Consider the following 23,296-nt stretch of genomic DNA (forward strand, 5'->3'; position numbering starts at 1 on the left):
TGCGGAGCGAGACGGACTAGTAGTCACATAACAAAATCCACTCGATTGAGTGGATTTTTTAATTACTTACTCTTTATTTCCAACAGTAAATCTTTCAATGAAATAATGGTTACGGCTAGTAAAATCATAGCCATACCGACAAAATCAATCGCATAAAACTGTTCCTTCATAATCAGAAAGGCAAAGAAAACGGCAGAAATTGGCTCTATGGAAGCTAATAAACTAGACTTAACAGGGCCTATCAGACTAGCTCCCTTTAGGAAAGCTGTATAGGCAAAAACCGTTCCGATGATGATAATCCCAGCAAATGCAAAGAGAAAATCTAAGCTGGTTGGTATGCTAGCCTGTAAGACTCCTGTGAAAGGAATAGCCACTAAACCAGAAATAACCATCCCAACACCAATCACCGAAATACTGCCCCACTTCTTAATCAAAGCGATGGGAAGGATAATATAGAGAGCATAGGTCAATGCTGAAAAGAGGCCCCAGAAAAGTCCAGCAGGTGTGACAGACAACTGGTCAAGTTTCCCATGCGTCGCGATAAGAAACGTTCCTCCAATTGCTAAACCAATCGAAATAATCTCAGCCAGAGTAGGCGCCACCTTGTCCTTGATACAGGTATAAACCAAGATCCCAACGGGGCATACATACTGGAGAACTGTCGCTGTTCCAGCATTGGTTTCCTGAATAGCAGAAAGATAGGCAAACTGGTTTAAGAAAAGCCCGAAAACTGCAAATAGTAACAGAGATAGTAGACTTTTTCTGTCTTTTAAAAAAGCATAGAGTTTATCCTTTGCAGTCGTATAGGATAAGACTACCAGTGCCAAACCTGCAATGATAAGTCGCAAATTGGTCAAGACTAGAGCGGAAATCCCGTGTGCCATTAGGTACTGGCCACTGGTTCCAGACAAGCCCCAAGCAATCCCTGCCACTACTGTATACAGAGTTCCTTTTACGGTTTTTGACATTCTTCTCCCTACTCCCCTTGACGAATCATTTCCATGACTTGGTTTCGATCGACTATCCACTGGGCACGCTCATCCTTCTCATACGTTCTATTGGATAAAAAGATAGCCGCTTCCTGCTTCTCCCGATTCCACATAATGAAGGTACCTGTATAACCCGTATGGTCGAGCCAAGCTCCTTCCAGATTCCAGGCTAGAGACCGCTCCTTATCATCTAAGGGAGAAAAATTGCGGCTCAATTCTGCAGCAAAATCATCTTTCAAGTAATGTTCCAGAAAGATCTGCAAATCCTTAACAGTCGAAAACAAACCAGCACTTCCTGCGTGTTTCCCTAATAGACGGGCTTTGGGATCATGAATATTTCCGGCCTCCACTCCTTTCACTGTTGGTACAGCTTGCTCAACGGGACCAAACTTGGTCTCTTTCATTCCCCATGGTTCCAAAACTTGTTCTTCTATAATCTGATCCAAGTCTTGGTCAAAGATTTTTTCCAAAAGAAATCCTAAGAGTAAAAAGTGAACGTCCGAGTATAAGAAAGCAGGCTGACTTCGTCTATTTAGGTGAAACATGGCTTCTCTCAATACCTCTGCACTTAACTTGTCTCGATTGGGAATAAAGGGGTCTAAATCTGTAGCATGGGTCAAAAGTTGCCGTATAGTGATATCAGGATAATCACACTCCGGTAAAAAATCCGTCACCGGTCGATCAATATCTAATTTGCCCTGCTGCCACAAGAAGATAAGAACCGTCCCCACTCCCACGACTTTACTCACACTGGCCAAATCATAAACCAAACCGCTTTCTGTCTTCAAGTCTCGTTCTGGATCACTCAATCCTAGATAAGACTCTTTCCATTCACCATCCTTATAATATGCAAAAGAGGCCCCGGGATAAATCCCTGCCTCGATTTGATTTTCTATTTTTCTTAGAATTTTTTCCAACTTCATGCTTCTTCAAACCACAATTCAATGTTATTGGTATCTTTACCAAGGAAGAATTTTTCAGACTTAGGGACAAAGTAGCCTGTCTTTTCAAATTTCTGACGAAGACTGGTTAGATCAAAATTCTTGACTAAAAATTTTAACATCGTCAGGTCCCAAGTGACATTGTTTTCAACAGCCAAATCTGTTCCTTGCCCTTTAGTAAAGATAATTGCTGGCGCTACTCCTTCAGGATCAAGTAAACTCTCTGCCCCCTCAGGTAAACGTAACTCCATAGAAACCTCAAATTGGCTCAAGTATTTTATACTTGTATTTGAATAAAATTCAGGAACAGTTTCCAGTGGAACCAGATTTCTTATATCATTTTCTGCATGAACAAGGATAACATCCTCTTCAGGAGAAACAATCTCAAAAGCATACCCACGGTTTCCTTTAAATAGGCGAGGAAGAGACTTCATTTGAGAAAGAAGGGCCTCGATTTCAGAAGGATTCTCAACCTTTATCAAGAGTCTAGCTAGCTTCTTAAGCCCTTCAACTCTGCGTGTTCGCATGCTTGGAGCCTCTTCCAAAATCAATCTCTCCCTAGCTGTCTGATCGCCTAAGGAAATAAAGGCAGACTCTTCCAGCAAAGGTTTCATCCCCAGGGTTTCAATGTAAAATCTTTCATTTAATTTTCGATTATTAACTTTTAAAGTCGGAACGATCCGAACAATCTCATTCACATTCATAAATTCCTCCAACTCTTTTATTTTAAAGGATTTTCGAATATTTTACAAGCCATATCTATTTTATTTAGAAATTTTATAACAAAAAACTGGGATACCCCAGTTTCATTTCTTATAGGTAAAGTAGTTTAAATAGTGCTACTGCCGCAATACCCGCTGCAATTGGAGCTACAACTGGAACCCATGCATACCACCATTTTGAATCACCCTTATGTTGACCAAGAACTGATTTTGGAAGGAGTTCGTGAAGAAGACGTGGTCCGAAGTCACGAGCTGGGTTCAAACCAGGTCCAGTAGGTCCACCAAGTGAAGCTACCAAAGCCAGCACTAGGAAACCAAGTGCCAAGTGTGCAATTCCAAGACCTGGTGCCAAAAATGGAGCGGCTTGGTTTTTTGCTTGCTCAAGCGCTGCTGTTACTTGTTCTTGAGGGATTGTTGTTCCTTGCGCTGCAGCTTGAGCTACTTGGTCATTAATTGTCGCCTGAGCTTTCGCCAATAATTCAGCACCAAAGAAGTTTTTAGTCAAACCAAGTGCTGCAAAGAAAAGAACAAATGAACCTACAAACTCATTGAGGAAGCCATTAACAGTAGCTGCAAAACGTGATTCTTTTGTACCGTGGTCGATGCTTGAAATCGTTGAGAAGGTACCCAAGATATTGTTTGGGTTTTCTGTTTTCAAGTAGTAAGGACGGTGAGTCGCTACAACCAAAGCTTGACCGAAGATTGCTCCCAAAACTTGTGCTAGGATGTAAAATGGTACTTGCTCCCAAGAGAAAAGTCCACTAACAGCAAGTCCAAGAGTGAAAGCTGGGTTGATGTGGTTTCCTGATACGTTACCGAACATCAAGGCTGGGATCATAACCCCCATACCATAACCAACCGCGATAACGAGCCAGCCACTTTGGTGACCTTTCGTACCTTTAAGTTCAACGTTAGCAACTGCACCATTACCAAGAATGATCAAAATAGCAGTTCCCAAGAATTCTGTGGCATATTTAATAGCCCATGTAAAATCCATTTGATAGATTCTCCTTAAATTTTTTTAGACAATCCTTATTCTACCAATTTTTAGGCCTTTTAGCAATATCTTTTCTAAAAGAATCTACGGAAAACGCTTTATTTAACTTATCGTTAAGAAAAGGAAAAAAGAAGTCAAACTCCTTTCATCCTTTTCATTAATCTTGACGTTGACCAAAGTCTACAATCATCTGCTCCATCTCTTGACGGCTTGGAGTTGTCAGCATATAAAGGTAGTCCCCTTGTAGCTCTGCAAAGGCTGCTGGCATGATTTTTTTGACCTTGAATTGCTGGCTGTATTTGGCAAGAAGGTCCTCTTCTGAATAAACATAGTTGGCATTGGCACGACGTGATGTAGCTAGACAGTATTGAGGTTCAAACTCTGATGCTGGAAACTCTTCTCCTGCGACAATCGCTGCATAACCTCGGTAGAGATCCAAGGAGTGAGCGAAGTTATAAACATCAATGGTAAAGCCACCTGCAGGACGGTTATTGTACTCAATGGCAATGTAGTCGTCCCCGTCACGGAAAAACTCGATATGGAAAAAGCGTTCTCTCATTCCAAATTCTTTGACAATGGCCTCGCCATACTTGCGCAGTTTGGGATCCATATCCTTAAGCACATAGTAGGAATTGTCCATCTTATAAATCATGAGATCAAGTGGTGTATGGGCATAATCGAAAGTCGTTGAAAAGACGATGTTGCCATCCTTGTCCACAAGCCCGTCAAAGGTACAGATTTCGCTAGAAGTGACAAATTTTTCAAAGAAATAAACGGTTGAATGATTCCATTCAGCCTTAAAGTGATTTACATCGTCTTCTGTCTCAAGCTTAAAGGTGGCTGCCGCTCCCACTCCGTTATCAGGTTTGGCAATCATTGGTAGACCGATTTCGTTCACTGCTTTATCCACATCTGCTTCCGTCTGGATAACAGTACCAGGTACCACAGGAACGCCTGCCTTTTGGAAAAGTTTCTTCATCTCAGACTTAAACTTGGTCTTTTTGAGATCCTCTGGTTTGGCTCCAAAGACATTGAATTGCTCTCTGAGTGTTGCGTCCAGCTCAAGCCAGTATTCATTGTGGGACTCGATGCGGTCGATTGGGCCATGCTTGTAGAAAAGAAAAGCTACTGCACGTTTGACTTCGTCTATGTTCTCAAGATTGTCCACACGGAAATACTCGGTCAGACTATTGCGCAAAGGTTCATCTAGTTGTTCGTATGGTTCTTGACCAATTCCCAAGACTGTGATGCCTTTATTGGCTAGCTCGATGGTAAATTGTTGGAAGTTTTGCGGATAGTAGGGAGAAATAACAAGGTAATTCATAGGCAACTCCTTTTATAGATACAGGTGTCCAAGAAAATAGGGCATTTGTTTACGCCACCATTCCCAGTCGTGGGCGACATCGTGTCCCCATTCAGCAAACCAGGCTGGAATTTGTTTCTGGTCAAAGGCTTCTTTAAGCTTGTAGAAAGATGGCAGACCGTCTTGTTCCCAGGCACCAAGGCCCGTACAAACGACAATCTCCGCCTGACGGTAACGATCGATAAACCATCCGTCGTTTTGATTCCATATATAATCTACAGGTGAGTTTTGGTAAATGGCATCATCATTGTAGTAATCGCCAACGAAGAAACGTGCATCGTAAACACCGCTGAGGGCAATCACCTTGGTAAAAACATCTGGATGTTGGAGAAAGAAATTGAGTGCATGGTAGGCTCCCATCGAACAACCCGTCGTCATCATGCCATCAAACCAACCTGTTTTATGCTTGATAAAAGGAATGGCCTCCTCAATCACATAGCGTTCGTAGGCACGATGCATCTCCGCCTGGTCATGGCCATTTTTCCAAGTGGCCAGCCAGCTCTCACTGTCCACACTGGAGAGAGTAAAGAACTGGACACGACCTTCCTCGATAAAGGAAGCACAGGCATCAATCATGCCAAAATCATAGTATTCGTTGTGACTGCCACCAGATGAAGCAAAAACAACAACTGGAATCCCAGCATGCCCATAACGGTTGAGGTACATTTCACGGTTGAGATTGCCACTCCAGTGGCTGAGGTTTTCAATATGCATTGGCTTTCTCCTTTCTTAACTTACCATTTCTCTGCAAAAAATCGGAGACAGTCTGGCAAATTTTCCGACCAAGGTATTTCACTATGGATGGCACCAGACTGAACTTTCAAGACAAGATTATCCAATCCTACTCCACCTGCAATCAAATCACGGTAATAACGAAGCGATGAGTCGATATAGGCTTGCTTGATATTGCCAGCCATCAGGGTCTTGTCCGTATCGTCTGCTTCTTCTGTTCCAACATAGATAAAAATGCGCTGTTCAGGCGACAATTTCTTACGCTCGATATAGCGGTTAAAGGCTTCTTGGTGAAGCCAATTGGCAGATGAGAAGACACCTAGACAACCAATTCGGTCTTGGTACTCTAGTCCGATAAACTGGGTAATATTGCCTCCTAGTGACGAACCAATCATAGCCGTGTGCTGGCGATCAGCTTTGGTACGATAGGTTTCATCGATAAAAGGCTTGACCACCTCCATGACAAACTCGGCATACTCCACACCCTTACCGCCAAACTGCTGGCCTGGGATAGGAGATTCTTGAAACTTCCAAGCCGCATACTCATTCATCCGCCCCATGCCGTCATTATCTATGGCAACGACAATCATGCGACTGATGTCAGGATTTCGCTTAATGGCTGGAATGATCTTCCATGAGTGTCCAATATAAGACTCCTTGCTGTAAAAGACATTTTGCCCATCATGAAAGTAAACTACAGGGTAAAAACGGTCTGTGTCTTTTTCGTAGTCCTTAGGCAGGAGCACACGCACACGACGCTCCTTTCCAGTATAAGGAACCTTGAGTTTGTGTTCTTTCATTTTTAAGTAAAAGTAGGAATGATTCATTGTCAGAAAACTCTCTATATTCAAAATTTTATCTTATTATACCATAAAAATAGAAAAAAAGTCAGTAATTGTCCATTTAAAGGATAAATAACTAACTTTTTTCATTTGTTTTTCTGAATTCTTCTGGGTTTTCTGATTAGAGGAGATTGTCAATTAACTCATCGACAGCATCTTTTTCAACCTGGGGAGTGATTTCAGTAATCATGATACCTGCCACGGCTCGCTCAACCAAGCCTTCAACATCCATGCGTTTTTCATACTGCTCTGCATTCTCTATCTTAGGATTTGTCTTGGGACGATCAGGCGCAAAAATAGTACAGCAGTCTTCAAAAGGCTGGATTGAAATTTCAAAAGTATCGATTTCCTGCGCGATGTCAATGATTTCCAACTTGTCCATCGTAACCACAGGACGAATGATGGGAGTGCTAGTCACAGCGTTGATAGTCTGCATACTTTCCAAGGTCTGGCTCGCTACTTGACCAAGACTTTCCCCATTAATGATAACTAAACCATTTCGTACCTCACGAATACGGTCGGTAATGCGCATCATAAAACGACGGGTCAAGGTCATGAGGTAGGCTTCTGGCGCCTTAGCCTTGATTTCCTCTTGAATCTCAGTGAAAGGTACTTCGATAAACTGGATATTTCCACCAAACTTGGTCAATTTTCGAGTCAAATCGTGGGCTTTCTTGAGGGCACCAGGACTAGTATATGGCGGGCTAGCAAAGTGGACGGCTTCAATATCAACCCCACGTTTAAGAGCTAGATAACCTGCTACAGGTGAGTCAATCCCTCCTGACAACATGAGCATACCTTTACCAGAACTTCCCACAGGTAATCCTCCTGCTCCACGAAAAGTTTCATAGGAAAGATAGGCAGCCTCCTCACGAATCTCAACCTGAAGATTAATATCTGGATTTTTCATCTGTGCTTGCACGTTTGGAATAGCCTCGAAAACAGCTCCACCGAGAGTTTGATTGAGTTCACGACTATCCAATTCAAAGTTGTGGTCGCTTCGCTTACTAGTTATTTTAAAGGTCATGCCCTCCTTGTAAATAGCTTTCATAATCTCTTGGACAGCAGACTTCAAAACGTCCACTGACTTTTCAATCTTATACACAGGAGAAAAATTTTGAATTCCAAAGACTTGTTTGAGCGATTCTGCAACTGCTGTATAATCAGCTCCATTGAGGTAAGCGTGGGCACGGTCGCGATCTGCGGTTACCTTAACTTGAGGATAGATAGACAAAACGTCTGAAATATTATTACGAAGTTTATTAATGAAACGCATACGATTTTTGTGTTTGGTTGACAATTCTCCGTATCGAATCATAATTTCTGAATACTGCATAAATGCTCCTATCTTACTTTTCTAGTTTGATTGTAAATTAATTTTAGCTTGGTCAAGAACTGCTCGATCTGACTCATGTCATTTTCCAAGTCTAGGCTTAGACGCACAGCTGACTGGGCCTTTTCTTTGTCCACTCCCATGGCAATCAAGGTCCCCGCAGGTTTTCCTGCCTTGGACGAACAAGCAGAGGTTGTGGAAATGAAAATATCATAGTCTTCAAAGGCGTGAACAATGACTTCACCACGAACACCTTTAATCCCAAAAGTCAGGATATGAGGGGCAAAGTCTTCCTCATCTGAAAAGACAAAAATATCTGGATAATCCAGAAGGGCTTGGCGAATGACTGCCTTCATCTGCCCTGTCTTACTAACAAAGATAGCTAACTTTTCCATAGATAAACGGAGAGCTTTGGCTGTCGCTGCAATCCCTGCCACATTTTCAGTTGTCGAACGATAGTCTCGCTCCTGACCACCACCAGTCAACAGAGGCGTAATCTTCTTACCAGACTTGATATAGATAAATCCAACACCTCGGACACCATGAAACTTATGGCTCGAAAAGGTTGCGAAATCCACTCGATCAGTCAGGTATTTTTCAGTCGGAATCTTAGCGAGTGCCTGAACTGCATCAACATGGAAGGAAATAGTTGGCTTGTCTGCCAAAAGTTCTGAGATGGCCTCAATAGGTTGAATAGACCCAATTTCATTGTTAACTGCCATGATGGAAACGAGAGTCGTATCAGGACGTATCAAATCTGCTAATGCTTCAACATCCACAAATCCTTTCTCATCAACTGGAGCAAAATCTATCTCAAAACCCTGACTTTTCAGCCAGAGGGCTGATTCCTTGACTGCTGGATGTTCAATGGCTGATACAATGATGTGCTTGCCAAACTGGGCTTTTTCAAAGGCCACACCTTTGATGACCCAGTTATCTCCTTCTGTTCCACCAGAGGTAAAGAAGATTTCATCACTCTTCTTCCCAATCAAATCTGCAATTTGCTGCCGGGAAGCATCTAAAATTCGTGTTGCCTGATCTCCCAAACGATGGAGACTAGACGGATTTCCTACAATTTTTGAAGCGACCTGCATGTAAGTTTCAAGTGCTTCAGGATAAGGCTTAGTTGTCGCCGAATTATCAAAGTAGATCATGTTTTCTCACGCTTTCTAAAATCACTCCTTCTATTGTATCACGAAAAGAGACCTGCGACAAGGAAGGGAGGTTTCTCTTTTTTTAAGATTTTTTTAAAGAAATGAGGTATAATAAATCATAATTAAAGGAGAGTATCATGTCTAACTATCGTAGAACTTCAAAACCAAAAACAGAACACATCAAAAAGGGATTTACTGTCTTTCAAAAAACGATTGCTACCATCGGTAGTATCCTTGGCCTCATCACCGCTACTATTACCATCATGAACGCTATGGATAATAACAAAAACAACAAAAAAGAACCGACGACAACCCAAACAACTGTTGTCAAGGAAATTCAAAAAGAATCCCCTCAGGAAAATACTACACCTAACAAGGACAACACTTCTACTAAAGAAAATTCCCCGCAAGAAGAAACTTCTCAATCCAACAAGAAAGAGGAGAAAAAAGAAGAACAGAAAACAACAACTCAGGACTCTTCTACACCAGCTACAAATAAAGAAACAAGCGATAATGGAACACAGTCAAATACGACGAGTTCTGAAACCAAAACGAACCAGTAATCAAAAAAATAACTTCTTTCCAAATTTGGAAAGAAGTTATTTTTTTATTGTTGCAATACTTTTCGTGGTTTGGTTCCCTCAGCTGGACCGATGACACCTGCCATTTCGAGTTCTTCCATCAGGCGGGTCGCACGATTAAATCCAACTGACAAACGACGCTGAATCATCGAAGCGCTAGCTTTCTGGGTTTCGATAACCAAAGCCTTAGCTTCTTCAAAGAGCGGATCGCCACCAGCTTCACCATCAGAAAAATCTCCTTCATTTTCAGGAACATCTCCTGGGTCAAAGCTGTCATCGTAGTCCGCATCCGCCTGAGCCTTGATGAAGTTTACGATACGTTCAACATCATCATCCGAGATAAAGGAGCCTTGCAGACGGACTGGATGATTTTCATCAATTGGTTTAAAGAGCATATCTCCTCGACCAAGCAGTTTTTCTGCTCCATTCTCATCCAAGATGGTTCGCGAATCTGTACCTGATGAAACTGCAAAAGCCACACGAGAGGGAACATTGGCCTTGATAAGACCAGAGATAACATCAACCGATGGACGTTGCGTTGCGAGAATCATGTGAATCCCTGCAGCACGCGCCTTCTGTCCGAGACGAATGATGGCATCTTCCACTTCCTTGCTAGCCACCATCATGAGATCTGCCAACTCATCTACAATGACAACAATCAAAGGCAGGGGCACTTGTTTGTACTCAGATTGGCTATTAAATTCCTCGACCTTGGCATTGTAACCAGCGATATTTCGTACTCCAACCTTAGCAAAGAGTTCGTAACGATTTTCCATCTCATCCACAACCTTTTGCAGAGCCTTGCTGGCCTTGCGTGGATTTGTCACAACTGGAATCAAGAGGTGAGGAATGTCATTGTAAACGGATAACTCAACCATCTTAGGATCGACCATCATAAACTTGACCTGGTCGGGTCTTGCTTTCATCAGAATGCTAGCGATAATACCGTTAACTGCAACTGATTTCCCTGATCCCGTCGAACCTGCAACCAGTAGGTGGGGCATCTTGGAAAGATCAAAGGTTCGAGCAGTTCCATTGACAGCCTTACCTAGAGGAATTTCGAGGAGATTTTCTGGTTTAGTCTGAGACTGTTCCCAGAGTTCACGGAAGGAAACAGTCGCAATCTCAGAGTTAGGCACTTCAATTCCGACTAAGGATTTACCAGGGATTGGAGCCTCTATCCGAACATCCTTGGCTGCTAGAGCCAGCGCTAAGTCGTCTGCCAAATTGGAAATGCGGTTAACCCGTACACCAACTGCTGGTTTGACTTCATACTTGGTTACTGAAGGTCCAATTTCAGCTCGTTCAACCGTCACCTTAATACCAAAGCTGGCAAAGGTTTCTTCTAGGATTTTGATATTTTCTCGAACAATCTTCTTTTCCTTGGACTGATCTTTGGGTTTATCTGGCGCAAAGAGTTGCAAGCTTGGTAGCTTGTATTCGAGGGCTTCCTTGGCAGAAAAATCAACCTGCACCTCTTCATCCTCAAAGTCTTCTTCCATATCTGGAACGTCAAAATCAGCTTGAGGAAGGATAATCTCCGGTTCGATCCATTCTTCCTCAGGAATTGGGTGGAAATCGTAGTCTGGTACCTCTGATAAGATTTCTCCCGTTTCAGGATCTACAGGAGGAAGCGGTAATGCATCCTGTTCTTCTTGTTCTCTCTGAATTCTGGCTGCTTCTTCAGCTTCTTGACGAGCCTTCTCTTCTTCTCTCTTGATGAAGCGTTCCTGTTTTCTCTGTTCCTGTTTTTCCATGAAAGATCTGAACTGAGTTCCAATAAAGGTAGCAACATCATAAATAGACCAGGGACTAACCAAGAGTGCCCCAACTAGAATCAAAAGAACTCCAATAAAGTACGATCCGATATTTGAGAAAAGAAAGGATATGGGGATATAGAGTCCAACACCAAGCAAGCCTCCACCAGCGAAGCTAGTCACTCGCATACCAGTCAGGTCCGTCATAACTTGAGACAGGGTCCCTTTTAGAACTGATTGCTCCAAACCATATTTCCAAACCAAGTAGGCCTCAAAAATCAAGAGCAAGCCAGCGAAGATACAGAGAAATCCTGATAGAAGTCCCTCTTGCTTGCGGATCCATTTAAAAAGAAAAAGATAGATGAGGAGACCACCTATGGCCACATAGGCCAAACTTCCGACCACCAGTCGAATGAGATTGTAAAGTGTGACACCTGCTGCACCGAGTTTAAGGGCTGCAATAATCAACAATAAGGCAATTCCTAAGGAAATCAACATCCTCTGGATAGCCTGTTTTCTTTCGAGTTCTGCTTTAGACGGTCTCCGTCTTGTTTTACTAGTATTCTTGTTTGCCATTCTTTTATTATACCATATTTCACAGCCATTTCGAATAGAGAAAAAGATTGCACCAAATGGTAACAATCTTTCTATTCTAATCCTTTTTATGCTTGTGGTTTGCGTAGGTAACCATAAACCACACCACTTACGATTGCACCAACCAAGACAAAGGCAAGGTAGAGAAGGGCATTTGAAGTAAGAGCGATGACGAAGATTCCTCCGTGTGGCGCCATGAGTTTGATTCCTGCAAGACCAACGAGTCCACCTGCTACTGCTGAACCAAGGATAAAGCTTGGAATCGCACGAGCTGGGTCTGCTGCACCAAAAGGAATTGCTCCCTCAGTGATAAATGACAAGCCCATGATGATGTTTGTCAAACCAGAGTTGCGTTCTTCTTTGGTAAATTTATCTTTGAAAAGAAGGGTTGCGACAAAGATAGCAAGTGGTGGCACCATCCCTCCAGCCATAACTGCTGCCATAGCTACAGAACCACCTGAAGAAACAGTCGCTGCAAGCGTACCTGTACCAAAGACATAAGCTGCTTTGTTAACCGGTCCACCCATGTCGACAGCCATCATTCCACCAAGAACGATACCAAGAAGGACAGCTGAACCTCCTCCAAGACCGCCTAGGAAGGCATTCATAGCGGTGTTGATTCTTGCCATTGGGATGTTGACAGCTAACATAACAAATCCTGTCAAGATTGTTCCAAGAAGTGGCAAGAGAAGGATTGATTTAGCACCTTCAAGTGAACGAGGAACTTTAACGTATTTCTTGATGGTAAGAACCAAAGCACCTGCGATAAATCCACCAACAAGGGCACCTAGGAAACCAGATGAGACACCTGCAAGTGTTGAAGTTGCTTCACCACCAGCCGCATAAGGGATTTTACCAAAGGCAAAACCTTCTTTAGCAATAGCACCAGCCACAAAACCAGCTACCAAACCTGGTTTTTCAGCGATAGAGTAGGCAACATAACCTGCAAAAACTGGAAGCATCAAGCCAAAGGCAGCACCACCGATTTTCATGAACATAGAAGCTAGTTCATGGTAAGAACCAAGATTGCCAAGACTATCTTGAGGCACACCCAAAGCACCATCAATCAAGAAGGCAAGGGCAATCATGATACCACCACCGATAACGAATGGCAACATTTGAGATACACCACTCATCAAATGTTTGTAGAAGGCAGCACCAAGGCCTTGTTTTTCATTAGATGCTGTTGCAGCTTTTGCTCCATTAGCAGCACGATAAACTTCAGCATCTCCTGAAAGAGCCAAGTTAATCAATTCTTCAGTCTTACGGATACCGTCTGCAACTGGACGGTTAACCAATGGTTTGCCATCGAAACGATCCATCTCAACAGCCTTGTCAGCAGCGATGATAACAGCTTTAGCCTTGCGGATGTCCTCTGCAGTTAGTTGGTTACCAACACCGCTAGCTCCGTTTGTTTCAACCTTGATCCCAACACCCATTTCAGCAGCCACTTTTTGAAGGGCTTCTTGGGCCATGTAAGTGTGGGCAATACCTGTCGTACAAGCTGTAACAGCTACGATAAAGTCGCCAGAGTCATTAGCAGGTACTTGAACAGCTTCCTCAGCTTTTTCTGAAGCTTGGTCAAAGAGTTCGATAACTTGATCTGCAGATGTTACTTGGCGAAGTTTGTCAGCAAATCCGTCTTTCATCAAGTATTGAGACAATTCTGCCAAGGCTGCTAAGTGAGTATCATTGGCACCTTCTGGAGCAGCAATCATGAAGAAGAGGTCTGTTGGTTGTCCATCCAAGCTTTCGTAGTCAACACCCTTGTTTGACTTAGCAAAGAGAACTGTTGCTTCTTTTACAGCAGAGTTCTTGCTATGAGGCATAGCAATTCCGTCACCAAGACCTGTAGAAGTCAAGGCTTCACGCGCCAAAATTCCTTCTTTAAAGGTTTCAAAATCTGTCACATAACCGTTATCTACCAAACTTTTAATCATCTCTTCGATGACAGCTGTTTTTTCAGTTGCCTGTAAATCCAGCAACATGACATCTTTTCTTAATAGGTCTTGAATTTTCATCGTTTTTCTACCTCAACTTTTTCATATGTTTCTTTAATAAATTCCGCTGTTGCCAAGTCATCCGAGAAGGTCGTTGCTGTTCCACAAGCTACTCCCCATTTGAAGGCTTCTACTGCATCTTTAGATTTGACAAATTCACCTGTAAACCCAGCAACCATAGAGTCACCAGCCCCAACTGAATTTTTGACTGTTCCCTTGATAGGCTTTGCGAAGTAAGCTCCCTCAGATGTGACAAGAAGAGCACCGTCGCCAGCCATGGAGATAATGACGTTTTGAGCACCTTTAGCCAGCAATTCTCGAGCATATTTCTCGATTTCATCTAAACTTTCAAGTTTCACTCCAAAGATAGCTCCCAGTTCGTGATTATTTGGCTTCACCAAAAGTGGCTGGTAGTCTAAACTATCAATCAAGGTCTGTCCTTCAAAATCACAAACGACTTGCGCACCAGTCTGGCGTGTCAAGGCAATCAAATCCTTATAGATAACATTGCCTAGGTTCTTAGCACTCGAACCTGCAAACACAACCGTATCTTCTGCGGTCAAACTAGACAAAATAGCTTTCAACTCTTCTAGCTGATCCGGTTCCACATTTGAACCCGTTCCATTGATTTCTGTTTCTTGGTCTGCTTTAATCTTGACATTGATACGAGTATCTTCTGCTACTTGAACAAAACGTGTCTCAATTTGCTCTTCAGCCAAAGTATCTGTGATAAATTTACCAGTAAAACCTCCGATAAATCCAGTCGCAGTATTTGGAATACCCAAGCGTTTCAAGACACGACTGACATTGATTCCTTTCCCACCAGCAAACTTATCATCACTGTCCATACGATTGACACTGCCGACTTGAACTAGGTCCAAGCGCACGATATAGTCAATGGATGGATTGAGTGTGACTGTATAAATCATACTTCTATTACCTCCGTTTTCTTCTTAATAGCCTGCAAGAGCTCATGCCCTTGACTTGTGATGACAATAGCGCGTTTAAGTGGTGCTACCTTGGCAAAGCAAGTTTGACCAATCTTTGATGAATCCACCAAGACATAGGTTTGTTTGGCATTCTCTAAAATAGCACGCTTAACGGCTCCCTCCTCCATATCAGGAGTCGTATAATAACCATCGTCTACACCATTCATCCCGATAAAGGCACGGTCAAAGTGCAATTGGTTAATTTGATTAAGAGCAACTCCACCGATACATGCATCTGTCGCCATCTTGACACTTCCTCCAACCATGACAGTTGGAATCTGTTTTTCAACCAACTGAACCGCATGGTGAATGGAGTTAGTTACAACTGTAATATTCTTATTAACCAATTCCTTGATTAAAAAAGCAGTTGTCGTTCCAGCATCGATAAAGATGACATCTTTTTCCTTAATAAGAGAGGCTGCTTTTTGAGCCAGTAGCTTCTTCTCTTGAAGGTTTTTGACAGATTTTTCTTGAATGGTTTCTTCTTCCTGCAAGGAGTGGGGCAATTCTGCTCCACCATGCACACGACGAAGCTTATTTTCTGCTTCCAACTCATCCAAGTCTCTTCGAACTGTTGATTCTGACGTTTCTAATAGACTAACCAATTTTTCTAGGGAAACTACATGATGTTGATTTAACTCCTCTAAAATCAGTTGCTTCCGCTCAGTTTTTAACACCAAACCACCTCCTGTTATCGTTTACACTATTCATTCTAGCACATTCTCTACCAAAGTCAAGCATTTTTTATCATTTTCTTTCAAATTCTATCATTTTTCTTATTTCCAAAATTTTTATTGCAAGATAAGTGGCTTTATGGTAGACTATTTGAGTAAGTATTGGAAGATTACTCAAGAGGCTTAAGAGGCCGTGTTGGAAACGCGGTAGGCGTGTAACAGCGTGCGTGGGTTCGAATCCCATGTCTTCCGTAGAAAAAAGAAAAACTGCACCTCAATGCAGTTTTTTTATCGTTCTAAGAACAATATCTAGAAATGAAAGGCTGAGTTACTCTAACTATCACACCACATTTTTGTATCCTAATTCATAAAAAAACAAGTAGTTTATTTTGACTACTTGTTTTTCTTTTAAATCTAAAGATTAGATATTGCTTTTATCTTTTTTATCTGAAGATTTGTCTGTTGATTTATCAGTGGATTTGTTTGAAGATTTATCAGAAGACTTGTCTGTTGATTTGTCATTAGACTTCGTTGAGTTTTTACGGACAATTTTATCATAACCTTCTGTATCATCAAGCAACTCTGTCGCCAAAGTACGGTAATCTTCTTGAGAAATCAGCCAGTTTCCATCCTTATCCTTTGTTAATTTGATTTCAGTATCAAAATCACCAGTAGTGAAAGGTGTATGAGCTAAGTTAGGGTCAACGTCACTGTAGGTTGAGAAATCTTTCTTGAATAGATGCTCAAAAATCCAGTAAGAAACCAATGTTTGGTAACGCTTGATATCAACATTTGAACCAGCTTGATTGTATTTACCTAGGTTATCAACACCTCCAATAAGAGTAGTGAGAACTTCCCTTGTAGATGAAGCCAATCCTTTAGAGTGTAACTTCTTAGAGTTGAAGGTAACAGTCGCTGTATTTCCTGATTCATCAACCTTCACGTCTTTAACAGTGTAAGAACCGATATCTTGATATAATCTACGTCTCATCTTCAAGAAACCTGAAATGGTTTCTTCTGGAGTTTCTACAGGGAAATCTTTGTGCCATTGTACTGAATAGGTAGATGCAGGTGAAAGACCTTCTTCTTTGATTTTTTCACTTGTTTGTACAGCAAATACTGCCTCAGTCCATTTTTCATAAGTGTCGCCATAAATCTTCTTAAATCGAGCAGAGTCGCTAGTAAGAACTGAGTCTAAGAGAATCTCAGCATCCTTTGTAACTTTCTCTTTAACTTCCGCTGCTTCATCCTTCTTCTCAACTTGTTCCGTTTTCTCCTTGTTGTCAGAAGAAGCTTCAGATGACTGATTAGAAAATACAGAACATGCACCCAAGACAACTGTTGAAAGTGCTAAGATACTTAGTAACTTGACCTTTTTCATGTTTCACCTCATTATGAAAATTTACTCTTGGAGACTACCTCCAAGGATAGTTATTTAGAAAAACACTGGGTTTATCTAACGGAGAATGGGGGATTCGAACCCCCGCGCCAGTTACCCGACCTAACGATTTAGCAAACCGTCCTCTTCAGCCTCTTGAGTAATTCTCCACTAACATACTAGAATAAATAGGATACAACGAAGGATACAACAAAGGATACAATTTGGAAAAAATCTACTGTATACCTGTTCATAATGGAGCCGGTGGGAGTCGAACCCACGTCCAAACACCTGCCAACATATTTGTCTACAACCATAGGTTATGTATTATTTTAACAGTCCCTCGACACATAACTCAAGCCTAGGAACTGCGAGTCTATTATTCTCTTATCAAACCACTAGACAAGGCTTGATCGTATCTCGCTAATCATAAGACCTGTCATTGAACACGAGCAATCCAAATCAGGTCACGCCTGCTGGTTTTTAGGCAGCTAGAGCGTAAGAAGTGTTATTTTTTGCAGTTATATTTAACTGAGCGTTTACGTCGCCACACGGGTTGCAAAATATGCCTCATAATGCCTGTCGAATCCGTAACGACCCCAGGATGTTAGAACTATTATAACCTATCTTCAAAAAAAATGCAAAATCAAGCCGTTTCTTTAGAAAAGAACCCCTTTTAAGGCTTCTGATAAGGCTTGATAACCGGCTACACTTAGATGGAGACCATCCGTTGTATAGGCTGATTGAAGTTGTCCTTCTGTATCTGTCAAACTATCATAAATCGACACAAAATCTACCTGCACATAGGCGGATGCTAGAGCCTCATAGGCTTGATTCCATTCTCTAATCTTTTCATTGGTACGAATATATACTGTCTGCTTGTATTTCTCTCCCTCATTGACTGGCAAAATCGAAAGGAGCTTTATTTGTGACAGCGGATATTCTCGGGCAATCGATTGGATCACACGCTCAAGATTATCCAAGGTTTCATTCATGGAAACATCTTTTCCGATATCGTTTGTCCCAATCAAGAGAACAATTTGATCCACAGCATCACCATAAAGATGGGCATCCAAATTCTCTAATAAAAGTCTCGTCTGGTAGCCTCGGATGCCCCGATTAACAATCGTCATGGCATCCCCAAATAACTCTTGAAGAGGGTAATATTCCACTATCGAATCACCAATAAAGATGATATCTGGCTCTAGAACAGATACTTGATTCAATTCACGATACTTGGTTTGAATTTTTTCCTGCTCCTTTAAGAGCCAATTCTCTAATAACTGTACTGCCACCCTATCCCTCTTTCTCTAACCAATTCTCTAGAACTTGATAAACGCCTGCCTGGTTGTTAGCTGGTGCTAGGGCAGTCGCAACTGCCTTAACCTCATCAGCTGCATTTTGCATAGCATAGGCAATCCCAGCCAGTTCCAACATCTCAACATCATTTTCGCTATCACCAAAAGCCATGATTTGTTCCGATGTCAAATTCCAGCGCTTGAGTAATTCTTCCAATCCCCAAGCCTTGTGAACCCCAGCTTGCAGGATATCAATACAGCCATAACCGCTAGAAACAGCCCTTACATGACCATCAAAGAGATCATTGATTTCCTGCAAAACTGAACTAGAACGTTCTTCACCAACGACCATGCTCATCTTTAGAACTCCTCCAAAGAGGTCTGAGTTTAGCTCATCCACAAAATTGGTCCTTTGGTAAAGTTTTTCAATCATCTCTGGTGTCATAAATTTTTCTAGGTCTGTAAAAACAGTCCCTTCCTTGACAAAACTCCCGTTCATACTAGTGACGACGAACTGATCTCGGCACTCTCTCCCTTTAAAATGAAGGAGAGCCTTGTCAACCATAGCATCATCCCAGGTCTGCGCTTGAATCAGTTCATTGTTTTCAAAAATACGCGCCCCATTGGCAACGACTAGAACTACTCTACTCGCCAAGTGTTCTAGTAATTGCCTCATACGGTGAACTTCATTCCCCGTCGCAATGACAAAACGGATACCTCGTTCATCTAATTGGTCTAAAATCTTTTCTAAACGCGGCAAGTCCAGTTGCCCTCTTGGATCCAGCAAAGTTCCATCCATATCCGTTGCAATTAATTTAATCGTCATCTCGTCTCCTTTAGGGCGAGCGTCTACCACTTCAACCCTACATGTTCATTCATTTCTTTATAGGCCGTGTCAATTCGTTCCTTGGTCGCCTCGTCCAACTTGTCACGGTGACTGCCCCCCTCGATGAAGTCCTCTAGGATATAGGTCTGATAGAGGAAAAGCGGATAGCCTTCTGGAGAGTAAGTTCCTTTAGGTGTTCGATTGACCCAAGTAGGATGCGCTTTGGCGGTTTCAATCCTTGTCTTTCCATCTTTTTTCTTAATGGTCACATCCATAAGAACACCGCGCTCTGTCCACTTGGCATTTTCCTCGTCTTGCATGGTTTCAATGCGTTGATTTGAGAGGAAATTTCCCATGGAATAGATAATCAGTTTTTTGTCACCATCTTTTTCAACTGTTTCGGCAGGTTCAACGACGTGAGGATGTCCTCCAAAGATAATATCAGCTCCCCAGTCAATCATCTTATGGTACAGTGTTTTCTGTTCTTCCGTTGGTTCTAGCTGGTACTCAATTCCCATCTGAGGCATGATGACAGTAATATCCGCTTCTTTCTCTGCGCGCTCGATTTCTGCCTTCATCTTATCTTCATTCAAATCAGAAAGATAGCGATTATAGTCCTCTTGAGAGATATACTGCTCAATGCCATTAAAACCATAAGAATAGGCCAGGAGAGCTACCTTGATACCATTGACTTCCTTGATGACTATAGGGGCTTGGTCACGGGATTCATGTGTGTAGACTCCGATGGGTGTCATTCCAGCCTTTTCAATAGCTTGAGCCGTTGAAACCACTCCCTCAATTTGAGAATCCAAAATATGATTATGAGCCAAGTCTAGAACTTGGTAGCCTGCATCCTTGATCGCATCCATGACTTCCCCTGGTGCATTAAAAAGAGGATAACCTGCCAAGTAGTGGTCCTTGTTCACCGTTCCTTCAAAGTCACCAATCACCAAATCCGCTTGTTTGAGCCAGGGTTTTACATACTCAAAATTTTCATGGAAATCATAGGTCCCATCTTCTTTAAGAGCTGTTCGGTAGATAGGGATATGATAAAGAAGGTCACCATTTGCCATGATACGTGCCGTTGTTTCACCAGACTGATCTTCCTTGGATTGACCAGATGTACTAGCTGAATCAAGAGTTTGGCTACCAGGGCTTGTTCCCTTACTACCTTGTACTGCTCGAACTAATAAGTTCCCCCCCATGGATAAGGCAACTGCAAGCAATAACACAATAATAAACTGGGCATTGGTCCAGGATTTATAATTCCGAAAGAAATCCACACTAGTTCTCCACACCCCATAAAGAGAGCCCTGAGACCGTCTATCTTGTCGCTTTTCCATCTTTATTCCCCCTTGCTTTTTGGTGCAAGTCTTTTCTTTTATTATACCACAGACAAAAGAGGAATACCGTTTATTATATTATTTTTTAGGAACTTCTGCGACTTTCTTTCTCGCCTATTTTGTGTTATCATGTAGAGGTAATGAAAGGAGAGAAAATGTCTACAATAGAACGTATTACAAAAGCTGCTCACTTAATTGATATGAACGATATTATCCGCGAGGGGAATCCAACTCTTCGCGCAGTTGCTGAGGAGGTCACTTTCCCACTGTCTGACCAGGAAATCATCCTTGGTGAAAAGATGATGCAATTCCTCAAACATTCCCAAGATCCTGTTATGGCTGAGAAAATGGGGCTCCGCGGTGGTGTTGGGCTGGCTGCTCCCCAACTCGATATTTCAAAACGCATTATTGCCGTCTTGGTCCCAAATATTGTGGAAGAAGGTGAAACTCCACAGGAAGCCTACGACTTGCAAGCTATTATGTACAATCCAAAAATTGTATCTCACTCTGTTCAGGACGCTGCTCTTGGCGAAGGAGAAGGGTGTCTTTCTGTTGACCGAAATGTGCCTGGCTATGTTGTCCGTCATGCCCGTGTCACTGTTGATTACTTTGACAAGGATGGCGAAAAACACCGAATCAAGCTCAAGGGATACAACTCTATCGTTGTCCAACATGAAATTGATCATATAAACGGAATCATGTTTTACGATCGTATCAACGAAAAAGACCCATTTGCTGTCAAAGATGGACTCCTCATCCTCGAATAAAGAAAATCCCGTTGCAAGACGGGGTTTTGTGTTATAATAGAGGCATGAAAACAAATGATATTGTCTATGGCGTCCACGCCGTTACAGAAGCCCTCCTTGCAAACACTGGAAATAAACTCTACCTCCAAGAAGATCTTCGAGGTAAGAATGTTGAGAAGGTCAAGGAACTGGCTACAGAAAAAAAGGTGTCCATTTCTTGGACTTCAAAAAAATCCCTGTCTGAGATGACCGAAGGCGCTGTTCACCAAGGTTTTGTTCTACGAGTGTCAGAATTTGCCTATAGCGAGCTGGATCACATCCTTGCAAAAACACGTCAAGAAGAAAATCCTTTGCTATTGATTCTGGATGGTCTAACTGACCCTCATAATCTGGGTTCAATCTTGCGAACAGCTGATGCGACCAATGTTTCAGGTGTCATCATTCCCAAGCACCGTGCTGTCGGAGTGACTCCTGTCGTTGCCAAAACGGCCACAGGTGCTATTGAGCATGTACCGATTGCGCGAGTGACCAACCTCAGTCAAACCTTAGATAAACTCAAGGATGAAGGCTTCTGGACCTTTGGAACGGATATGAACGGTACCCCTTGCCACAAGTGGAATACAAAAGGGAAAATCGCCCTCATCATCGGAAATGAAGGAAAAGGCATCTCCAGCAACATCAAAAAACAGGTCGATGAAATGATTACCATTCCCATGAATGGGCATGTTCAAAGCCTCAATGCCAGTGTTGCTGCAGCCATTCTCATGTACGAAGTTTTCCGAAACAGACTATAAAAAAAGTTTCCAATCACTTGATTGGAAACTTTTTTCTTAACTATGTTCTGTGATAAATTTATAGGCTTCTTGACCAGCGATAGCCCCATCTCCAACTGCTGTTGTCACTTGGCGAAGGTCTTTCTGGCGAACATCTCCAACTGCAAAGATACCGTCAACGGCAGTTTTCATGTGATTATCTGTTACAATCCAGCCTGCCTGGTCTTGAATATTCAATTCTTTAACAAAATCGCTAACAGGATCCAAACCAACATATATAAAGACACCACCGAAGGCTTGCTCTGTCACTTGACCCGTTTTTACATTTTCAAATACGACAGATTCTACTCGGTTTTCACCTTTGATTTCTTTGACAACAGAATCCCAGATAAAGTTGACTTTCTCATTTGCAAAAGCACGGTCTTGCAAAACCTTTTGGGCACGAAGTTCATCTCGACGGTGAACAATAGTGACAGTCTTGGCAAAGCGAGTCAAGAACAGAGCTTCTTCTACCGCTGAATCTCCACCACCGACTACGAGCAAGTCTTGGTCACGGAAAAAGGCTCCATCACATACGGCACAGTAAGAAACACCACGACTGTTCAGTTCTTCTTCTCCAGGTACACCCAAAAGACGGTGTTTTGACCCAGTTGCCACAATGACCGTACGGGTTTCGTAAACTTGATCATCAGTGATTACCTTCTTATAGTCACCCTGGTCTTCAATATTTTCAACATAGCCATAAAGATGCTCCACTCCAAGGTTTTCAAGTGGTTCAAACATCTTTTCAGCCAATTCAGGTCCACTGATATTGGCATAACCTGGATAGTTTTCAATATCAGATGTGTTATTCATTTGCCCGCCTGGCAGACCACCTTCAATCAAAGCCACTTTCAGATTGCTGCGAGCAGCATATAAGGCAGCGGTCATTCCCGCAGGTCCAGCACCGACAATAATCGTATCGTACATTTCGATTCCTTCTTTCTTGTTGTAACTATCTTTATTCTAACTCATTCTTGCTAGTCACGCAAGGATTATGCCTTGAAAACCAAGAGCAAACTCATGACGGCAAAGGATAACACCGGAACGACCAAAACTCCAATCATAATCATATCATAGAGATGAGCTTGGCGAGCTTTGGCTGTCTTGTCCACACCAGACATGGCTCTCAATCCAATCCAAATCCCCAGAAAAATCACGACAAGGATGGTCGTTAAGATCAAACTCTCGAAATATAAAGAAAATAAATGCAGTAGCATGATCT

General features: G+C 42.3%; 22 protein-coding genes, 2 tRNA genes and 1 other RNA gene. 4 read left to right on the plus strand and 21 right to left on the minus strand.

The features are described 5' to 3' along the window. Positions 1 to 62: 62 nt before the first annotated feature. The 9 genes from HMPREF2853_RS07220 to HMPREF2853_RS07260 all read right to left on the minus strand — a co-directional run bounded on the left by HMPREF2853_RS07220 (position 63) and on the right by HMPREF2853_RS07260 (position 9,073). The gene (locus tag HMPREF2853_RS07220; protein ID WP_000048010.1) at positions 63 to 968 is read right to left on the minus strand and encodes a DMT family transporter; all 906 of its coding nucleotides are present in this window, start codon (positions 966 to 968) and stop codon (positions 63 to 65) included. Between the two features lie 8 nt (positions 969 to 976). Next, positions 977 to 1,912, minus strand: coding sequence for a serine hydrolase domain-containing protein (locus HMPREF2853_RS07225; protein WP_000764154.1), 936 nt, complete (start codon positions 1,910 to 1,912; stop codon positions 977 to 979). Further along, entirely contained in the window at positions 1,909 to 2,634 is a 726-nt protein-coding gene (locus tag HMPREF2853_RS07230) for a CppA N-terminal domain-containing protein (RefSeq protein ID WP_001102078.1), read from the minus strand. The genes HMPREF2853_RS07225 and HMPREF2853_RS07230 overlap by 4 nt, the downstream gene beginning before the upstream one ends. 109 nt (positions 2,635 to 2,743) lie before the next feature. Further along, a complete protein-coding gene (gla, locus tag HMPREF2853_RS07235; protein WP_070535443.1) occupies positions 2,744 to 3,649 on the minus strand; it encodes an aquaglyceroporin Gla in 906 nt (301 codons plus the stop codon). 157 nt (positions 3,650 to 3,806) lie between these two features. Continuing rightward, positions 3,807 to 4,973 carry an ATP-grasp domain-containing protein gene (locus HMPREF2853_RS07240; RefSeq protein WP_070535444.1) on the minus strand — a complete coding sequence of 389 codons (1,167 nt, stop codon included), beginning with the start codon at positions 4,971 to 4,973 and terminating at the stop codon, positions 3,807 to 3,809. A gap of 12 nt (positions 4,974 to 4,985) precedes the next feature. Beyond that, positions 4,986 to 5,726, minus strand: a complete 741-nt coding sequence (locus tag HMPREF2853_RS07245) for an esterase family protein (RefSeq protein ID WP_000546816.1) — start codon at positions 5,724 to 5,726, stop codon at positions 4,986 to 4,988. A gap of 20 nt (positions 5,727 to 5,746) precedes the next feature. Then, a complete protein-coding gene (locus HMPREF2853_RS07250; protein ID WP_001016816.1) occupies positions 5,747 to 6,571 on the minus strand; it encodes an alpha/beta hydrolase in 825 nt (274 codons plus the stop codon). Between the two features lie 136 nt (positions 6,572 to 6,707). Beyond that, on the minus strand, positions 6,708 to 7,922 hold the full coding sequence (gene thiI, locus HMPREF2853_RS07255) for a tRNA uracil 4-sulfurtransferase ThiI (RefSeq protein ID WP_070535445.1): 1,215 nt from the start codon (positions 7,920 to 7,922) through the stop codon (positions 6,708 to 6,710). An 8-nt stretch (positions 7,923 to 7,930) separates the two neighbouring features. After that, a complete protein-coding gene (locus HMPREF2853_RS07260) occupies positions 7,931 to 9,073 on the minus strand; it encodes a cysteine desulfurase family protein (protein ID WP_070535446.1) in 1,143 nt (380 codons plus the stop codon). A gap of 137 nt (positions 9,074 to 9,210) precedes the next feature. Between HMPREF2853_RS07260 and HMPREF2853_RS07265 the strand changes: the two genes are divergently transcribed. Beyond that, a complete protein-coding gene (locus tag HMPREF2853_RS07265; protein ID WP_070535450.1) occupies positions 9,211 to 9,636 on the plus strand; it encodes a DUF6556 family protein in 426 nt (141 codons plus the stop codon). Positions 9,637 to 9,680: 44 nt separating this feature from the next. Here the strand turns inward: HMPREF2853_RS07265 and HMPREF2853_RS07270 are convergent, their stop codons facing one another. The 4 genes from HMPREF2853_RS07270 to HMPREF2853_RS07285 all read right to left on the minus strand — a co-directional run bounded on the left by HMPREF2853_RS07270 (position 9,681) and on the right by HMPREF2853_RS07285 (position 15,671). After that, positions 9,681 to 11,987, minus strand: a complete 2,307-nt coding sequence (locus tag HMPREF2853_RS07270) for a DNA translocase FtsK (protein WP_083306902.1) — start codon at positions 11,985 to 11,987, stop codon at positions 9,681 to 9,683. 86 nt (positions 11,988 to 12,073) lie between these two features. Then, the gene (locus HMPREF2853_RS07275) at positions 12,074 to 14,026 is read right to left on the minus strand and encodes a PTS fructose transporter subunit IIABC (protein WP_070535455.1); all 1,953 of its coding nucleotides are present in this window, start codon (positions 14,024 to 14,026) and stop codon (positions 12,074 to 12,076) included. Beyond that, positions 14,023 to 14,934 (minus strand): 1-phosphofructokinase, encoded by a 912-nt coding sequence (gene pfkB, locus HMPREF2853_RS07280; protein ID WP_070535458.1) that lies wholly within the window; start codon positions 14,932 to 14,934, stop codon positions 14,023 to 14,025. Before pfkB ends, HMPREF2853_RS07275 begins: the two co-directional genes overlap by 4 nt. Next, a complete protein-coding gene (locus HMPREF2853_RS07285) occupies positions 14,931 to 15,671 on the minus strand; it encodes a DeoR/GlpR family DNA-binding transcription regulator (RefSeq protein WP_000920645.1) in 741 nt (246 codons plus the stop codon). Before HMPREF2853_RS07285 ends, pfkB begins: the two co-directional genes overlap by 4 nt. Before the next feature lie 161 nt (positions 15,672 to 15,832). Here HMPREF2853_RS07285 and HMPREF2853_RS07290 point away from each other — a divergent pair. Further along, a tRNA-Ser gene (locus HMPREF2853_RS07290) sits at positions 15,833 to 15,920 on the plus strand. 169 nt (positions 15,921 to 16,089) lie between these two features. On the opposite strand, the gene HMPREF2853_RS07295 is transcribed toward HMPREF2853_RS07290, so the two are convergent. From HMPREF2853_RS07295 to HMPREF2853_RS09775, 6 genes are all read right to left on the minus strand, one after another. After that, positions 16,090 to 17,049 (minus strand): hypothetical protein, encoded by a 960-nt coding sequence (locus HMPREF2853_RS07295; RefSeq protein WP_070535461.1) that lies wholly within the window; start codon positions 17,047 to 17,049, stop codon positions 16,090 to 16,092. A gap of 79 nt (positions 17,050 to 17,128) precedes the next feature. After that, a tRNA-Ser gene (locus tag HMPREF2853_RS07300) sits at positions 17,129 to 17,216 on the minus strand. 83 nt (positions 17,217 to 17,299) lie between these two features. Then, positions 17,300 to 17,647: a transfer-messenger RNA gene (ssrA, locus tag HMPREF2853_RS07305) on the minus strand. Positions 17,648 to 17,705: 58 nt separating this feature from the next. Then, entirely contained in the window at positions 17,706 to 18,341 is a 636-nt protein-coding gene (locus HMPREF2853_RS07310) for an SGNH/GDSL hydrolase family protein (protein WP_070535464.1), read from the minus strand. Position 18,342: 1 nt separating this feature from the next. Then, complete coding sequence (locus HMPREF2853_RS07315; RefSeq protein WP_070535467.1) at positions 18,343 to 19,170, minus strand: Cof-type HAD-IIB family hydrolase; 828 nt, start codon at positions 19,168 to 19,170, stop codon at positions 18,343 to 18,345. Between the two features lie 23 nt (positions 19,171 to 19,193). Then, positions 19,194 to 20,513, minus strand: coding sequence for a CapA family protein (locus HMPREF2853_RS09775; protein ID WP_083306903.1), 1,320 nt, complete (start codon positions 20,511 to 20,513; stop codon positions 19,194 to 19,196). A 155-nt stretch (positions 20,514 to 20,668) separates the two neighbouring features. Here HMPREF2853_RS09775 and def point away from each other — a divergent pair, with 155 nt between their 5' ends. Beyond that, the gene (gene def, locus HMPREF2853_RS07330; protein WP_065371699.1) at positions 20,669 to 21,280 is read left to right on the plus strand and encodes a peptide deformylase; all 612 of its coding nucleotides are present in this window, start codon (positions 20,669 to 20,671) and stop codon (positions 21,278 to 21,280) included. A 44-nt stretch (positions 21,281 to 21,324) separates the two neighbouring features. After that, complete coding sequence (gene rlmB / locus HMPREF2853_RS07335) at positions 21,325 to 22,053, plus strand: 23S rRNA (guanosine(2251)-2'-O)-methyltransferase RlmB (protein ID WP_000855742.1); 729 nt, start codon at positions 21,325 to 21,327, stop codon at positions 22,051 to 22,053. Between the two features lie 36 nt (positions 22,054 to 22,089). Here the strand turns inward: rlmB and trxB are convergent, their stop codons facing one another. Together trxB and HMPREF2853_RS07345 are read right to left on the minus strand one after the other, a co-directional pair. Then, the gene (trxB, locus tag HMPREF2853_RS07340; protein WP_000272345.1) at positions 22,090 to 23,001 is read right to left on the minus strand and encodes a thioredoxin-disulfide reductase; all 912 of its coding nucleotides are present in this window, start codon (positions 22,999 to 23,001) and stop codon (positions 22,090 to 22,092) included. Positions 23,002 to 23,066: 65 nt separating this feature from the next. Next, a complete protein-coding gene (locus tag HMPREF2853_RS07345) occupies positions 23,067 to 23,291 on the minus strand; it encodes a DUF4059 family protein (RefSeq protein ID WP_000924294.1) in 225 nt (74 codons plus the stop codon). Between the last annotated feature and the right edge of the window lie 5 nt (positions 23,292 to 23,296).

The sequence above is a fragment of the Streptococcus sp. HMSC077F03 genome (genome assembly GCF_001812375.1).
In the GTDB taxonomy this organism is placed as follows: Bacteria; Bacillota; Bacilli; order Lactobacillales; family Streptococcaceae; genus Streptococcus; species Streptococcus oralis_S.

Coding starts and splice junctions, on each gene's coding strand:
- HMPREF2853_RS07220 (WP_000048010.1), bottom strand. CDS start 968: ATGTCAAAAACCGTAAAAGGAACTCTGTATACAGTAGTGGCAGGGATT.
- HMPREF2853_RS07225 (WP_000764154.1), bottom strand. CDS start 1,912: ATGAAGTTGGAAAAAATTCTAAGAAAAATAGAAAATCAAATCGAGGCA.
- HMPREF2853_RS07230 (WP_001102078.1), bottom strand. CDS start 2,634: ATGAATGTGAATGAGATTGTTCGGATCGTTCCGACTTTAAAAGTTAAT.
- gla (WP_070535443.1), bottom strand. CDS start 3,649: ATGGATTTTACATGGGCTATTAAATATGCCACAGAATTCTTGGGAACT.
- HMPREF2853_RS07240 (WP_070535444.1), bottom strand. CDS start 4,973: ATGAATTACCTTGTTATTTCTCCCTACTATCCGCAAAACTTCCAACAA.
- HMPREF2853_RS07245 (WP_000546816.1), bottom strand. CDS start 5,726: ATGCATATTGAAAACCTCAGCCACTGGAGTGGCAATCTCAACCGTGAA.
- HMPREF2853_RS07250 (WP_001016816.1), bottom strand. CDS start 6,571: ATGAATCATTCCTACTTTTACTTAAAAATGAAAGAACACAAACTCAAG.
- thiI (WP_070535445.1), bottom strand. CDS start 7,922: ATGCAGTATTCAGAAATTATGATTCGATACGGAGAATTGTCAACCAAA.
- HMPREF2853_RS07260 (WP_070535446.1), bottom strand. CDS start 9,073: ATGATCTACTTTGATAATTCGGCGACAACTAAGCCTTATCCTGAAGCA.
- HMPREF2853_RS07265 (WP_070535450.1), top strand. CDS start 9,211: ATGTCTAACTATCGTAGAACTTCAAAACCAAAAACAGAACACATCAAA.
- HMPREF2853_RS07270 (WP_083306902.1), bottom strand. CDS start 11,987: ATGGCAAACAAGAATACTAGTAAAACAAGACGGAGACCGTCTAAAGCA.
- HMPREF2853_RS07275 (WP_070535455.1), bottom strand. CDS start 14,026: ATGAAAATTCAAGACCTATTAAGAAAAGATGTCATGTTGCTGGATTTA.
- pfkB (WP_070535458.1), bottom strand. CDS start 14,934: ATGATTTATACAGTCACACTCAATCCATCCATTGACTATATCGTGCGC.
- HMPREF2853_RS07295 (WP_070535461.1), bottom strand. CDS start 17,049: ATGAAAAAGGTCAAGTTACTAAGTATCTTAGCACTTTCAACAGTTGTC.
- HMPREF2853_RS07315 (WP_070535467.1), bottom strand. CDS start 19,170: ATGACGATTAAATTAATTGCAACGGATATGGATGGAACTTTGCTGGAT.
- HMPREF2853_RS09775 (WP_083306903.1), bottom strand. CDS start 20,513: ATGGAAAAGCGACAAGATAGACGGTCTCAGGGCTCTCTTTATGGGGTG.
- def (WP_065371699.1), top strand. CDS start 20,669: ATGTCTACAATAGAACGTATTACAAAAGCTGCTCACTTAATTGATATG.
- rlmB (WP_000855742.1), top strand. CDS start 21,325: ATGAAAACAAATGATATTGTCTATGGCGTCCACGCCGTTACAGAAGCC.
- trxB (WP_000272345.1), bottom strand. CDS start 23,001: ATGTACGATACGATTATTGTCGGTGCTGGACCTGCGGGAATGACCGCT.
- HMPREF2853_RS07345 (WP_000924294.1), bottom strand. CDS start 23,291: ATGCTACTGCATTTATTTTCTTTATATTTCGAGAGTTTGATCTTAACG.